The sequence below is a fragment of the Eubacterium sp. genome, from assembly GCF_057858645.1.
The window spans coordinates 69,289-84,983 of record NZ_DBLZZO010000003.1 but is presented as its reverse complement, the minus strand read 5'-3'; the positions used below and the strand labels follow the sequence as shown (position 1 = coordinate 84,983).

Here is a 15,695-nt window from a genome sequence, read left to right as displayed (position 1 = left end):
AAGCATCTGTTCTAACAGATGAAAGTGAGAGGGCAAAATATGAATAAGATGTTAAAGAAAATCATATCTGTTGCATTAGCAATGGCTATGGTTGTTACTACAGTTTATGTAGGAAATCCAACAACAGCACAGGCAAAAGTAACAATCAAGTCTAAGAAGACAGTTACTTTAATCGCAGGAAACAGCAGCAAAATTAAAGTTAAACAAAAAGGTGCTAAGTTTACATCAAGCAATAAGAAAATTGCTACAGTTTCAAAAAAAGGAAAAATCAAGGCTAAAAAGCCTGGTACTTGCAAAATTACAGTAAAAGTAAAGAAAAGCAAGAAGAAAGTAACTGTTAAGGTTACACCTGGCGCAACATCAATTGAGTACGCAAAGAACACAGCAAATAATGGTATTTCATTAGAGTGGACTGGTGTAAGCGGTGCAACAGGCTACCAGATTTACTATTCAACAAATGCAAACAGTGGCTTTAAAGTAACAACAGTTGGAAAAGTTACAAGAACAACAGTTAATGGTTTAACAGCAGGTTCAACTTACTACTTCAAGATTAAACCTATTGCAAAAGTAAGTGGTAAGACTTATGTATGTTCAAAGTTCTCAAACGTAGTATCAGACAAAGTTCGTAAGATGGTTTGGAATGATGAATTTAGTGGAACAACAATTGATTCAACAAAATGGACTACAGAAGGCGCAACTGGTGCAGGTGGCTATGGTAATAGGGAACTACAGAACTATCAGCCGGAATATGCAGAAGTAAAAGATGGAAATCTTGTTATTAAGCCACAGTTCGAAACAAAAAAAGGAACTAAGAATATTATAAAAAGTAGCTATTATTCAACAAAACTTTGGACTAAAGGATTATATTCATTTACATATGGTAAGGTAGAATTCAGAGCTAAGTTACCGAAAGGACAGGGAACATGGGCTGCATGTTGGATGTTAGGTAATGATAGTAATTATGGTACATGGCCAAACTGTGGTGAAATTGATGTTTTAGAAACAATGAGTGAAGCATCAAAGACAGTTATTCCACAGTCAATCCATAATACAAAGTTCAATGGTATGCCAACAAGTTCTGGAAATAAGTATAAACATACAACAGTTGCAACAGCTACAAGTGCATATCACACATACGGAATTATCTGGAATGCAAAGGAAGTTACATTTACAATTGATGGTAAGGTAACATGGTCATATAACCCATCAAGATATGTGGCTACAGGAAATGCTTGGGCTAACAGTAGTATTTGGCCATTTAACAAGCCATTCCACTTAATTATTAACTGTGCTATTGGTGGTGTTCTTGGTGGAACAGTAGGAACAGATTACTGGACAAAAGTAGGCACAAAGACTTACCCGGACGGCGGAGTTAATGATGTATATCAGGATAAGATGTACGTTGATTATGTAAGAGTATATCAGTAAAAATAAAGTAACAAGGAGGCTTTAAGCCTCCCTTGTTGCGAAACTTTCCAAGTAGATTAGGAGGATTATTGTATGGTTACAATAAAAGACGTTGCCAGAGAAGCGGGAGTGGCAATATCAACAGTTTCAAATGTGTTTAATAACGCAGATATCGTTAGTGAAGAGACAAAACAAAAAGTATTAGATGCAGTAGAAAAACTTCATTACATACCAAATATGAATGCAAAGTTATTAAAGTCTAATAGAAAAAATACAATAGGCCTCTTTTTAACAAGTTTACAAGGTGATTTCTATAAGGTATTAACACAGGCAATTCATTTACAGTGTAAATTAAATAATTACATGTTAAATATTTATATAAGTAATGACAACTCACCAGATGAAATATACAGAATGATTATTGCATCAGGTGTTGCAGGCGCAATTATTTACCATGAAGACTTAACAGGTGATTATGTAAAAAGAATTGCAACAGTAAATATCCCTATGGTATTTATTGACAGAGATAGCAAAGGTAAGAACATTTCAGGTGTTTTAGTTGATGACAAATTAGGCGCATCAATGGCAATTGATTACTTATTAAAATTAGGACATAAGAGAGTCGGTTACATGCACGGAAATGATACGGGAGATGACAGGCATCGTTATCAGGGATATGTTGAAATTATGCAGAAGCATAATCTCCCAATTGATGAAGACATTGTTTTAAGAGGTTACTACGAAGAGAGCCTGGCATACAGCGAGATGCGCTCTATGCTATCAAGTGGAATAAAGATTCCTGATGCAATGTTTTGTGCCAATGACGAAATGGCTTGGGGTTGCATAAAAGCGCTACAGGATGTGGGAATTAAGGTTCCTGAACAGGTAAGCGTAATAGGATACGATGACAGCACAATTAGTGGATATTATGGCGTTCCACTTACAACAGTACACAGCCCAATTACAGAAATGGGTAGTGCAAGCGCAAATGAATTATTCAGATTATTAAACGATGATGGTGACAAGAGCGGTACAGTTACAAAACTTTCACCAAAGATGGTTTACAGAAGTTCATGCGGAAAACGCAAATAAAAAGGAGATTATTATGGAGAATTATAGACTTGAAGGTAAGACATTTGTTATAGATGATTATGACAGATTGCCAGCTTTTTCAAGCTTTTTACCTGGTCTTGCAGGTGTAAAGGGTATTCCAATGTGGACGTTCTACACAAACAGAGGACAGGGAATGAACAGTTTTGGTATTGATAACAAGGGCAATGCCATTATGGAATTTAATTCAGCTAATACAGCTTTTGAAAACACAACAGTAAAGGGTTTTAGAACATTCTTAAAAATTGACGGCGAATATTATGAACCATTTTTCAAATATGAAAAAGAAGCAAAACGTCAGATTAGAATGAATAAAAATAGTTTCAAGATTATTGAAACAAATGAAAAATACGGTATTGAAGTAACAGTTAATTACTTCATTCTTCCAAACGAAAGTATTGGAGCATTAGTTAGACAGGTTTCAGTGAAGAACATTTCTGATTCTGCAAAAGATATTGAAGTTATTGACGGACTTCCAAAGATTATTACATACGGAATCTCAAATGGTGAATTCAAGGAAATGTCAAACTTATTTAAGAGTTGGGCATACATTAAGAACATTGATAACAAGGTTCCATACTACACACTTAGAGCATCAACAAAGGATTCAGCAGAAGTTTCAGATGTTGAAGGTGGTTACTACTATCTTACAATTAAAGATGGAGAATTACAGGATGTAATCTACGATGTGGATACAGTATTCGGATATGATCTTTCATTAATGACACCTGTAAGATTTATCGAAGGTGGAATTGATAACGTAAAAGCAAAAGAACAGTGTTTCGCAAACAAAGTTCCTTGCGGATTTACAGCATTCCATGAAACAGTAGCTGCAAACCAAGCAATCACATTTGATACAATGATGGGATTTGCAGGTTCAGAAGAACAGATTAATTCAAAGGTTTCTACATTTACAAAGCCTGGCTATATTGCAGACAAGTTTGTAGAAGCAGAAGAATTAGCAGATAGCTTCACATCTGACATTAAGACACATACATCTGCCGGAAAATTTGATCAGTACATTGAACAGTGTTACTTAGATAACTTCTTAAGAGGTGGTTATCCATATGTTCTTAACAAAGATGGTAATAAGTCTATAATACATTTATTTAGTAGAAAACATGGAGATCCGGAAAGAGATTACAACTTCTTCTCTATTGCTGCTGAATATTATTCACAGGGTAACGGAAACTTCAGAGATGTTTCTCAGAATAGAAGAAATGATGTATTCTTCAATAAAGATGTTGGAGAATTCAATGTTAAAACTTTCTTCAGTTTAGTACAGGCTGATGGTTACAACCCATTAGAAGTACGTCCAAGTTTATTTAACGTAATTGAAGGAAAAGAAGACGAAGTTAATGCTTATGTAAAAGAAAACATTGACGGAGATGCAACAGCCATTGAAAAAATTGTTGCAGGTAAGTTTACACCGGGACAGATTTCAAACACAATTGCAAAACTTGGTTTAAAAGTAAAAATTGATGATGGTGATTTCATTGCAGAAATCTTAAATGATTGTGACCAGAACATTGAAGCCGGATTTGGTGAAGGTTACTGGAGCGATCACTGGGATTACAACATGGATTTAGTAGATAACTACTTAAGCGTATTCCCTGATAAGATTAACGAATTATTATTCGAAGACAAAACATACAAGTTCTATGACAGCGTTGCATACGTTGTACCAAGAGATGAAAAGTATGTTATTAATAAAAAAGGTGACGTACGTCAGTACGGTATGGAAGTTGAAGATGAAGAAAAACTTGCACGTCCTGGATTTAACAAGTGGGCAACTAACTGGTTAAAGACAAAAGACGAAAAGATTTATGAAACATCTTTAGCTGTTAAGATGGTTATTTTAGCACTTAGCAAATTCGCTCAGCTTGACGTTGACGGAATCGGTGTTGAAATGGAAGGTGGAAAGCCGGGCTGGAATGATGCCATGAACGGTCTTCCTGGATTATTCGGTTCAGGTACACCTGAAACATTTGAATTAAAGAGATTAGTAAACTTCATCATTAACAACTTTGATGGAGAAGGCGAAGTTACAATGCCTGCTGAGATTGCAAAATACTTAGATGATGTTAAGGCAGCACTTGACGAATACAACAACGGAACAATTAATGACTTCCAGTATTGGGATAAGGTTGCAACAATCAGAGAAGCTTACAGAGAAACAATTAAACTTTACTTAAGCGGTGAAGAAACAGTTGTATCAAAAGCTCACATTGTTGAAGTATTCAAGGCATTCGAAGCTAAGATTGAAAAAGGTATTGCAAAGGCTGTTGAAATGGGTAACGGACTTGTGCCAACATACATTACACATGAAGCAGTTGACTTTGAACCTGTTGTAGACGAAAATGGAGAACCTGTAATTAGTCATTACGGACTTCAGAAGGCAAAGGTTAAGAAATTTAAGGCAGTTGCTTTACCATACTTCCTTGAAGGACCTGCCCGTATGATGGGTTACGAAGATGTAGATACAGCAAGAGACATGTACAACAAAGTTAAGAACACAGGTCTTTATGATGAGAAACTTGCTATGTACAAGACTTCAGCATCAATTGAAGAATGTTCAATGGAAAATGGACGTTGTCGTGCATTTACTCCAGGATGGCAGGAAAGAGAAAACGTATTCTTACACATGGAATACAAATATCTCTTAGCTATGATTAAAGCAGGTCTATATGATGAATATTATGAAACAATTAAGGGAGCACTTATTCCATTCTTAGATCCAAATATGTATGGTAGAAGTACACTTGAAAATTCATCATTTATTGCATCAAGCGTAAATCCAAATGAAGATGTTCATGGTAGAGGATTTGTTGCAAGACTTTCAGGTTCAACAACAGAAATGATTTCTATGTGGATTCAGATGATGATGGGTGGCAAGGTATTTACTTATGAAGATGGTAAGCTTGCACTTAACTTTGATCCAAAGCTTGCAAACTGGTTATTTGATGAAGGAAAAGTTACATTCAGACTTCTTTCAACATGTGACGTAACATACATTAATAATACAGGAAAGAACACTTATGGCGCTGATGCTGCTAAGGTTTCAAAGGTTGAAATCAACGGTGAAACAGTAGCAACAGAAGGTAAGATTGTTGGCGAAATGGCAGAAGCTGTTCGTGATGGCAAGATTAATGCTATAAATGTTTACTTTGAATAAATCATTTAAAATGCTATAAATTTTTATAGAGCAAATGGTGGGGATGAGAATCTTTAGGGTTCTCATCCAACACACATTTGAAAAAGATATAAACTCTATAAGGTTCACAGCATTTTTTCTTTATAAAAGCTTGAAACGTTTTAATTTTTGGAAAGATTATAAAAGAAAGTAAATAAAAGAATTGAAATTATATCTTTTAGATGACCTAATACAAGTTCCTGCTAATTATATTTAAGAGCAAATAAAGGTATATAAAATAAATATGTAACAATTGTAGTTTTTCCAAAAACTAAAAATATAATATAAAATATAAAAAGAAAATTTTCTAAAAATAATAAGCAAAAAAGACAATCTGCAAAGATGCACACTAAAACAACTATCTGCAAAATACAGAGTAAAGACAACAACATGCAAAAATGCAGTTTCAAACAACTATTTGAAAACTATTGAACAAAATCAATTTAAAATAAAAAGGAGAAAGGATTAGATTTTATGAGCGATTTAAAGTATTTGGACAAAAAAGGAACATTTACATTAGATGATCCTGATTTAACAAGTTACATGTACTTCCCACTTGCTAACGAAGCAGGTATGATGAGTGCAATCACACCGGATTTAGGAGGCGACATTAAGCTTGACCAAAACACATTTTTACTTGAACCGGTAAGTAGCGAAAACTTACACAACAACAAGTCTTCAAGAAACTTCTGGGTTTATGTTGAAGGAAAGGGAGCTTGGTCTGTAACAGGCCGTTCAAGCAAACAGCAGGCAAAACTTTTTGAGGATGACAAGGAAGACGTAAAACTTACAGCAGGTATTATGTGGCATCAGGTAGAAAGACAGTCACAGGAAATGGGCTTAAAAGCTGTAATGACAAGTTTTGTACCTGAAACAGAAGAAAAAGTAGAACTTACAAAGTTTGAAATTACAAACACATCTGATAAGGCACAGACAATTACATCAACAGTTGCAATACCAATGTATGCCCGTTCGGCGTCAAACATCAGAGATCACAGACACGTAACATCATTGCTTCATAGAACTTTTACAGTAAAAAACGGAATAATGATTTATCCAACTCTTACATTTGATGAAAGAGGACACAACAAAAACAAGATTTTCTATGGCGCATTAGCAAAAGAAGAAGTTAACGGAGAAATGGTTTCACCTGTAAGTTTTTGCCCTGTAACAGAAGAGTTTATCGGGCGTGGAGGAAACTTCGAAAATCCATATTACGTTGTAAAAAATCAGCCATTACCATATAAGGCAGGCGAAGAAGTAGATGGATACGAAACAGTGGCTGCAATAAGATTTGCTGACTGTACATTAGAGCCGGGCGAAACAAGAACTTATATTGTAGCTTTAGGCTATGGTGAATCAGAAGCAGAAATCACAGAATTAAGCAAGAAATATTTAATAAAGAAGCATTTTGACAAATATTTAGAAGAAACAAAAGAATTCTGGCAGGAAAAAATCAACGTAAGTTATAATTCTGCTGATTCAGATTTCGATAACTGGATGCACTGGGTTAATTTCCAGCCAATGCTTAGAAGAATTTACGGTTGCTCATTTTTACCACACCATGATTACGGAAAAGGTGGTAGAGGCTGGAGAGATTTATGGCAGGATTGTCTTGCACTCCTTATTATGGAGCCTGAAAAAGTTAGAGAAATGTTAATAGACAACTTTGGCGGAGTAAGATTTGACGGTACAAATGCAACTATCATCGGTTCAAAACAGGGTGAGTTCATAGCAGACAGAAACAACATTGTAAGAGTTTGGATGGACCATGGTGCCTGGCCATATCTTACAACAAGATTATATATGCAGCAGACAGGGGACATTGAATTCCTTACAGAAGCCAATACATATTTTAAGGACGCACAGATTTGTCGTGGTGAAAAACGCGATGACCGTTGGAATGACACAAGAGGAAATAAGCAGATGACCGAAGACGCACTTCCATACGAAGGAACTGTTTTAGAACATCTACTTATTCAGCACTTAACATCATTCTACGATGTTGGCGAGCATAATCATATAAGACTTCGCGGAGCAGACTGGAACGACGGTCTTGACATGGCGGAAGAGCGTGGAGAAAGCGTTGCTTTTACAGCTCTTTACGGCGGTAACTTGAAGAATCTTGCTCAGGATATTAAGGATTACAGTGACAAAACAGGAAAAGATACAGTAAGCATAGCAAAAGAAATTTTGGTGCTCTTAGAAGCAGATAGTAGCGTTTATGATAGCATTGGCGAAAAGAATGCTTTACTTGAAAAATACTGTGATGAAGTTGGTCACATTATTTCAGGAGAAAAAACAGAAGTTAAGTGCGACTGGTTAGCCGATAAATTAACAGAAATGTCAAACTGGATTACAGACCACATTAGAAACACAGAATGGACTTCTGACAAGGAAGGAAATTCATGGTTCAACGGTTACTATGACAACAGCGGAAAAGCTGTAGAAGGTGACTTTGAAAGTGGAGTAAGAATGATGCTTACAGGTCAGGTATTTACAGTAATGTCAGGTGTTGCCACAGACGAACAGGTAGCAGAAATCGCAAAAGCTGCTGACAAATATCTTTACGATGAAGCAATTGGCGGTTACAGACTTAACACTGATTTTAAGGAAGTAAAAACAGATATGGGTAGATTATTTGGATTTGCTTTTGGTCACAAAGAAAACGGTGCAGTATTCTCACACATGGCTGTTATGTATGCAAATGCATTATATAGCAGAGGTTTTGCAAAAGAAGGTTACAAAGTAATCAACACATTGTACAAGCATTGCGCAGATTACCACAAGAGTAACATTTATCCTGGTGTGCCTGAATATGTAAATCAGAGAGGACAGGGAATGTACCATTACTTAACAGGTGCAGCAAGCTGGTTACTTCTTACAGTATTAAATGAAATGTACGGAATTAAAGGTGAACTTGGTGCCTTGAAACTTGCTCCAAAGCTTTTAGCTGAACAGTTCTCAAACGGAATGGCAAGTGCCACATGTATGTTCAGAGGTGCAAACATTACAGTAACATACCAGAATCCATTTGGTTTAGAAGCAGGAGAATACACAGTAAAAGAAATCTACATTGACGGTGATTTATACGGAAACACAGACACAATTGCAAAAGAAGATGTAGACAAACTTGGCGATAAGAGCCAAATCACAGCAATTTTAGGCTAAAAAATTCAATACTTCCGGCTGTGAAAAACATATTAACGAAAGCACGCTCCCGCTGCGTTCCGCTCGTAGTGGTTCTACAAAGCCTACTACGCTGCCTTTGTGAACCAACGGCTCCACAGCACTTTCTTATAATAATGTTTTTCACAGCCGGAAATATACAATTACCTAAGAATTGCAAGGATATTAGAAATGTATTGATACAGAAGGAGAAAATAAATGTTTGATTGGGGCAGAGCAATTTGCTATTCAGGATATAGAGAAGGACAAAGTCCAAAAACCTGTACATATCCAACATACGACCAGATTGTTGAGGATTTAAAAATTTTAGATGAAATGGGATTTAAGTATATTAGAATGTACGATCCAATTAGCTATGCAGAAATGACATGCCAGGTAATCCGCGACTTAGGTCTTGATATGCAGGTAATGTTAGGACCAGATTTAATATCAGAGGTAAATAATCCAGGTTGTCCATGGTTAAAAGAAACTTACACAGATGAGGAACTTGTTAATAGAGCAAAAAGAAATGATAATAACATTGAAAAATTAATTGAAATTGCTAATAACTACTCTGATGTTATTAACGCTGTTTCAGTTGGAAACGAAAATACACCAAAATGGGGTGCTAACAATGTGCCTGTAGAACGTTTAATTGAATTTGCAGACAGATTAAGAGAAGGAACAGGCAAGCCTGTAACTTTTAACGAAGGTGCTTTCGAGTGGGTGGAACTTGAAGAACTTGCTAAACATCTTGATATTATTAGCGTTCATTCATACCCATTATGGTACGGAAACACTGTGGAGGAAGCTTTGGAAGTAAATAAAACCTGGTACAATAAAATCAAGGAAATGTATCCTGACAAATTTGTGTTATTTTCAGAAGTAGGCTGGGCTACAGATTGCGCTGATTTTAAGCAGATGAAAGAAGGTCAGGCAAACGAGGAGAACCAGAAGAAATATTATGATGCGTTTTGGAACTGGACAGATAGGGAACAGATAATTGCCTATATGTTTGAAGCTTTTGACGAGCCATGGAAGGGTGGCAACAGACCAAATGAAGCTGAAAAGAACTGGGGGATATACAGAGTAGACAGAACTCCAAAACTTATGCTTAATTAATTTATAAAAAGGGATTACATACATAAATTAATTGGAATGAAAAAATGAATAAAAGTGTTTTTATTGTGAAAAACTACCAAAAAGAAGTGACTATTATCCTGATGGTCACTTCTTTTTTGCAAATTCCCCCTATTAATTAATAGGAATCAATGCTATAATCGTAAAGTATCATTTGCCAAAAAATGTATAAAAATGGGCTAAAAATACGAAAATGACAAATGAAAACATTTAACAAAGAGGAGGGAAAACACATGTTAAAAAAAGCAGGTAAGAAATTTTTATCTGTGGTACTTGCAACAGCAATGGTAGTAAGCAGTATAACTGTTTACGGTGCAAGTGTTAAAGTACCGGAAGACAGAGTGCTAACATCTGTAAAAGAATACAGTATAGCACCTGGTATTAAGGAGAAACACATTACAACAGTAGATAAGGATGGAAATAATCAGGTTCAGGCCTATATGGCAGAAGTAGATTTGAAAACATCTAGTATTGGAATGATGGCTGGTTATAAGAACTATGATAAGACTGGTAAATGGGGCATGCAGACAGTTCGAGATCAGGCAAAAGCAGCAGAAAAAGCAACAGGAAAAACAATCGTAGCAGCAATTAATGGTGACTATTTTGATATGGGAACAGGTCAGCCATGGGGTTCATTAGTTATGGGTGGAGATATTGTTCAGACTCAGAATGGTTATCCATACTTTGCAATAATGAAAGATGGAACAGCTGATTGTAGAGAAGCATATGAACCTTTAGATGATGTAGTTGAAGCTATCGGTTCACCATTCTTTCTTGTAAAAGATGGAAAAGCTTTAGAAGAATTAGCAGCGGATCCTTATGCAATGCCAAGATGTGCAGTAGGTATTAAGGCAGACGGTTCAGTTATCATATATGAAGCGGATGGTAGACAGGCACCAAAGTCATGTGGACAGCCAATTTATGAAACTGCAAAACAAATGGAAGCTATGGGGTGTGTTGAAGCATTATATTTAGATGGTGGTGGTTCAGCAACATTTGCATCAAGAACAGAAGGAACAGATTCATTAGAAGTAAAGAATAGCCCATCTGATGGAACAGAAAGAAAAGTTTCTTCATCATTATTCATTTATTCAGATGCAAAGGCAAATGGTGAATTTGATCATGCAACAATCTCACCTTTAGAGGAAGTATATACACCAGGTTCAACTGTACAGTTTGAAGCAAAAGGTGTTGACAGTGCAGGTAGCAAGGCAGATTTACCTAAAGATGCAACTTTTGTATTAAAAGATGATAGCTTTGGCACAATTGATGGAACAACAGGTCAATTTGTTTCTAATGGAACAGAAGGAACTGTAGAAGTACAGTTAAAGTCAGGAGATAAAGTTGTTGGTAGCACAACAATTGAAGTAAGAAAACCTGACAGCATTACATTCGTAAATGATGAAGTAAACCTTGGTTTTGAAGAAGAAACAGATTTAGGTTTAACTGTTAAGTGGAATAACAGACAGGTTAATTATGTAGATGGTGATTTTATTTGGACAACTGAAAATGTAACAGATGCTAACAAACAGCCTAGTGATTTATCAATTGGTACATTTAAGGATAATAAATTTACATCATCAGACGGAAATACTTTATATGGAACTATCAGATGTAAGTACAAAGATAGCGACATCCAGGCAACAATTAATGTTGTTGTAGGATTACAGCCAACAGTTGTATATGACTTTGAAGACCATACAATGGAAGATGGAACAGTAATTCCTGCAGCAGACTGGTATTCAACAGCAGCAGACAAGACAGAACCAAATGCCGGATTTAAGACAATGAATTATGGCAGAGGTGGTAACGAGTCTACAGAAGTTGTTGATATTGCAAGTGGTGAGCCTGTAAGATTTGGTAATCATTCGCTTAAATTAAACTATGACTTCTCACAGTGTGGAGCTGTTACAGAAGGTGCATGCGTAGGTCTTGAAAATCCATCAGGAGACATACCTGGAACACCAACAGGAATTGGTATGTATGTATATGCACCGGAAGGAATACCAAACTTCTGGTTGAGAATTCAGCTATATGATGCTAACGGAACAGTTCTTAACTTGAACTTTACAGAAGAAGCAAATTTGGATGAACATAAACTTGGTGGTTTCGATTGGACAGGTTGGAAATATGTAGAAGCCAGTTTAAAGGATTATCAGGCACCATACAAATTCCTTGGAAACAACATGATTAGACTTATGTTCGTAAACGGAACAGGTATGGGTAAATATGACAAGGATGGAAACGAAGTTCAGCCAAGTGACCGTAAGGGAGCAATCTATATTGACAACATTCAGTTCGTATATGGAGCAAATACTGATGATACAGACAACCCAAGTATTGATACAATTTCAGCCAACGGAACTGAATTAAATGATGATGCAGTGCTTGACACAAACAATGTAACATTCACAGCAAGAGCATCAGACTTACAAAACAAATACACATCAGGTGTAGATTTTACAACAGCAAACGTATGGTTAGATGGTGTTAATCTTACAAATGGCGGTAGTATGCATACTGACGAAAGTAAGGATGAAATCTCATTAAATAACCAGAAACTTGCAAACGGAAAGCATACTATCAAATTCTCTGTCAGAGATAAGTTCGGTAACGAAGCGTCAAAGACAAAGACTTTTGAAGTGAAAAATAAAGATGACAATACAGTTACAATTAATGCTACTTCACAGGGAGAAGCAAATATTGGTGACGAGGCGAACATCGACTTTACAGCAAGTGATGCAAGTAAAGTTAATGAATTAACAGCAACAGTTAAATTAGCAAAAGGTTATTCTGATTATTCAGTAAGTTATGCTGAAGGCTTTGAACAGGCAAAAGAACCTGAATATAACAAAGCAAACAATCAGGTAACAATCTATGCTAAGAAAAAAGCAAGTGAAACAAGTAATCAGATTGCAACCTATGCAGATACAGCAAACGAAGACTCAAATAAGATTGCAACATTATCTGTAAAGATTCCATTAGATGTAAGCGCTGGAAGCAAATTCTCATATTCAATTCCTAGCGCAACATATAAGATTGCAGCAGGTGACGGTGAAGAAACATATACATTTGTTCAGGATACAGAATATACAGATATTGGAGATTACTACACAATTTCTTTCAGTGACTTAATTGAAGGAATGGACATTACAATGTCAGTTAAAGACAGCAAGACAGGCAAGAGAGTGAAAGGTGTATCTGTTTATAAGGAGGATGGTGAACTTCTTGGAAAGACAGATTTAAGAGGAAATATTACAACATCTAAGTTTCAGGAAGCACAGGCAATTTCAGTTTATGCTCAGGATGACAATGGACATCGTTCATTTATTACAAAGGCACAGACATACGCTACAGCCGGTAATGAAGATGGTACACCAACATTTGTTAAGGTTAATGCTGTCAAAGATTCAACATCTATGAAGAATATCACTTGGGTTTCAAAACCGGGCGTAAGTGAAGACACACCTGTTGTTTTATACGCAAAGAAGAGTGATTATGAAAAAGATGGAGACGCTGCATTCAAGAAGGTTGAAGGCAAGTGCAAACTTACATCTCTTTCTGGATATTCAGATGTAAAAGAAAATAGAATTATCTATGCTAACTCAGCAGAAATTAGCAATTTAGATGCTGATACAACTTACGTATACAAAGTTGGAGACGGAGATTTATGGTCTAAGGAATATGAGTTTACAACTGCTTACAAGAATGAAGATACTAAGTTCTTCTTAGTTGGTGATACACAGGCAGAAGATACAACAATTATTTCTAAGATTACAGATATGATTTCAAAAGAACATTATGATTTTGGTGTTCAGACAGGTGACTTTGTAGATGATCCTACAAAGTACAATTACTGGGATAATATTTTAACAGCCTTTGACGGTGATGTATTTAAGGGTGTTGATATGATTCATGTAACAGGAAACCACGAATTAGCAGGTGATCCTGATTCAACAATTGCAAAGAATATGTTCAATATTGAAAGTGAACATCACTACTCAGTAACTTATGGAAATGTATACGTTGCAGTTATTGGATACACAGCTTCAAAGAACCAGACAATTGAAGATGCAAAATGGTTAGTTGAAGATGCAGCAAAGAGCAATGAAAAATGGAAAGTTGTTGTGTCACATCAGCCACCTTATGGAACAAATGAAACAACACATGACTGCGAAAACGTACATAAGTATATTTCAGAAGCATGTGACCAAGCAGGTATTGATTTTATGTTCTCAGGACATGATCATGCTTATGCAAGAACAAATCCATTAAAGGCAGGCACAAGAGACACAGAAAACGGAACAGTATATTATGTATGTGGTTCAACAGGTGAAAAATCATACCCTGCAACAAATGTAAGAGGTTATGATTTCGCTAAATTTGGAAACACAGACTACGACGGAATTTATTTCTCAGTTGATGCAAATGCATCAGAATTTAAAGTTGATGTATATGATCAGGATGGAAATTTATTAGACACATATACAAAGTCAAAAGGCGAATGTGCAAATGGAATCCATGATTATGTATATCAGGGAGATGGACATTTAATATGTAAGAAGTGTGATGGCTCAAGAAAAGTTGACGGTTACACAGGTATTGCAACTAATAAGGACAATGGCCTTCCAATGTTCTTTGCAAATGGAAATCTTGATAAGAACAGATGGGAAACAAATGACAATGACAACTACTATGTAGGAGAAGACGGAGTAGCAGTTACAGGCAAGAATACAATTGACGGAAAAGAATATACTTTTGATGAAAATGGTAAGTTTGTAAGAGGCTCATTTGTTGAAGAAGTTGTTAAGGATAAGAAAGGCAAAGATGTTACTATTACAAGATACTACACAGCAGGCGGTAGCTATGCATTAATGTGGCAGGAAATTGACGGAAATCTCTATTACTTCCAAAACAGCGGTAAAGAAATGGGTCGTATGTTATCAGGCGGTCAGTGGATTATCACAACAAGAGGTAAGAATACAAAGAGAACTTACACATTTGCTAAAGACGGTAAGCTTACAGTAGGTGCTTTTGAAGATGAACTTGATTCAGATGGAAATGTTAAGGGTACAAGATATTACTGGGGTGATAATTATGTAACAGGTGAAGTAGAAATTAAGGGCAAGAAGTACAAGTTTGATGAAAACGGCTACATGGTAAAAGAGCCTGAAACTACAACTGATACAACAACAGAAAAGCCGACTACACCGGCAACTACAACACAGAAACCAACAACACAGAAGCCAACAACTGAAGTTACAACACAGAAACCAACAACTGTAGTTACAACACAGAAACCAACAACTAAGAAGCCAACAACTGTAGTTACAACACAGAAACTTGGTAAGGCAAGTGTTGCTAAGAAATCAGCTAAGAGAGTTTCTAAGAAGAAAATCTCATTAATGGTTAAGAAGGTTAATAAGGCTAATGGATATCAGGTAAGAGTTTACAAAACAAAGAAAAATGCTAATAACAACAAGAAAGCGTTAGTAACTTGTACAAAGAAAGTTGTAAAAGCTAATAAGAACGCGATAACAATTAAAGTAACTTCTAAGAAGTTTAAGAATAAGAAAACTTTATATGCAAGAGTAAGAGCATTTAGAAAAGTTGGTAAGAATACATCTTATGGAAAATGGTCAAAACCTGTTAAGATTAAAAACAAATAAGAATAGGA

At 35.9% G+C, this 15,695-nt stretch carries 6 protein-coding genes; all 6 read left to right on the top strand.

Annotation, left to right across the window (positions count from 1 at the left end):
- Window positions 1-39: 39 nt before the first annotated feature.
- The 6 genes from ACZM4J_RS01895 to ACZM4J_RS01870 all read left to right on the top strand — a co-directional run bounded on the left by ACZM4J_RS01895 (window position 40) and on the right by ACZM4J_RS01870 (window position 15,687).
- Window positions 40-1,428, top strand: coding sequence for a family 16 glycosylhydrolase (locus tag ACZM4J_RS01895; protein WP_022164722.1), 1,389 nt, complete (start codon window positions 40-42; stop codon window positions 1,426-1,428).
- 72 nt (window positions 1,429-1,500) lie between these two features.
- On the top strand, window positions 1,501-2,499 hold the full coding sequence (locus tag ACZM4J_RS01890; RefSeq protein WP_022164723.1) for a LacI family DNA-binding transcriptional regulator: 999 nt from the start codon (window positions 1,501-1,503) through the stop codon (window positions 2,497-2,499).
- Window positions 2,500-2,512: 13 nt separating this feature from the next.
- Window positions 2,513-5,692 carry a cellobiose phosphorylase gene (locus ACZM4J_RS01885; protein WP_428245245.1) on the top strand — a complete coding sequence of 1,060 codons (3,180 nt, stop codon included), beginning with the start codon at window positions 2,513-2,515 and terminating at the stop codon, window positions 5,690-5,692.
- Between the two features lie 492 nt (window positions 5,693-6,184).
- The gene (locus tag ACZM4J_RS01880) at window positions 6,185-8,881 is read left to right on the top strand and encodes a GH36-type glycosyl hydrolase domain-containing protein (RefSeq protein WP_412621984.1); all 2,697 of its coding nucleotides are present in this window, start codon (window positions 6,185-6,187) and stop codon (window positions 8,879-8,881) included.
- Between the two features lie 216 nt (window positions 8,882-9,097).
- The gene (locus tag ACZM4J_RS01875; RefSeq protein WP_302689971.1) at window positions 9,098-10,000 is read left to right on the top strand and encodes a glycoside hydrolase family 17 protein; all 903 of its coding nucleotides are present in this window, start codon (window positions 9,098-9,100) and stop codon (window positions 9,998-10,000) included.
- Between the two features lie 251 nt (window positions 10,001-10,251).
- The gene (locus ACZM4J_RS01870; protein WP_489485514.1) at window positions 10,252-15,687 is read left to right on the top strand and encodes a phosphodiester glycosidase family protein; all 5,436 of its coding nucleotides are present in this window, start codon (window positions 10,252-10,254) and stop codon (window positions 15,685-15,687) included.
- The last annotated feature ends 8 nt before the right edge of the window (window positions 15,688-15,695 follow it).

Excerpts from the sequence above, each read along its gene's own strand:
- ACZM4J_RS01895 (WP_022164722.1), top strand. The coding sequence starts at position 40 with ATGAATAAGATGTTAAAGAAAATCATATCTGTTGCATTAGCAATGGCT.
- ACZM4J_RS01890 (WP_022164723.1), top strand. The coding sequence starts at position 1,501 with ATGGTTACAATAAAAGACGTTGCCAGAGAAGCGGGAGTGGCAATATCA.
- ACZM4J_RS01885 (WP_428245245.1), top strand. The coding sequence starts at position 2,513 with ATGGAGAATTATAGACTTGAAGGTAAGACATTTGTTATAGATGATTAT.
- ACZM4J_RS01880 (WP_412621984.1), top strand. The coding sequence starts at position 6,185 with ATGAGCGATTTAAAGTATTTGGACAAAAAAGGAACATTTACATTAGAT.
- ACZM4J_RS01875 (WP_302689971.1), top strand. The coding sequence starts at position 9,098 with ATGTTTGATTGGGGCAGAGCAATTTGCTATTCAGGATATAGAGAAGGA.
- ACZM4J_RS01870 (WP_489485514.1), top strand. The coding sequence starts at position 10,252 with ATGTTAAAAAAAGCAGGTAAGAAATTTTTATCTGTGGTACTTGCAACA.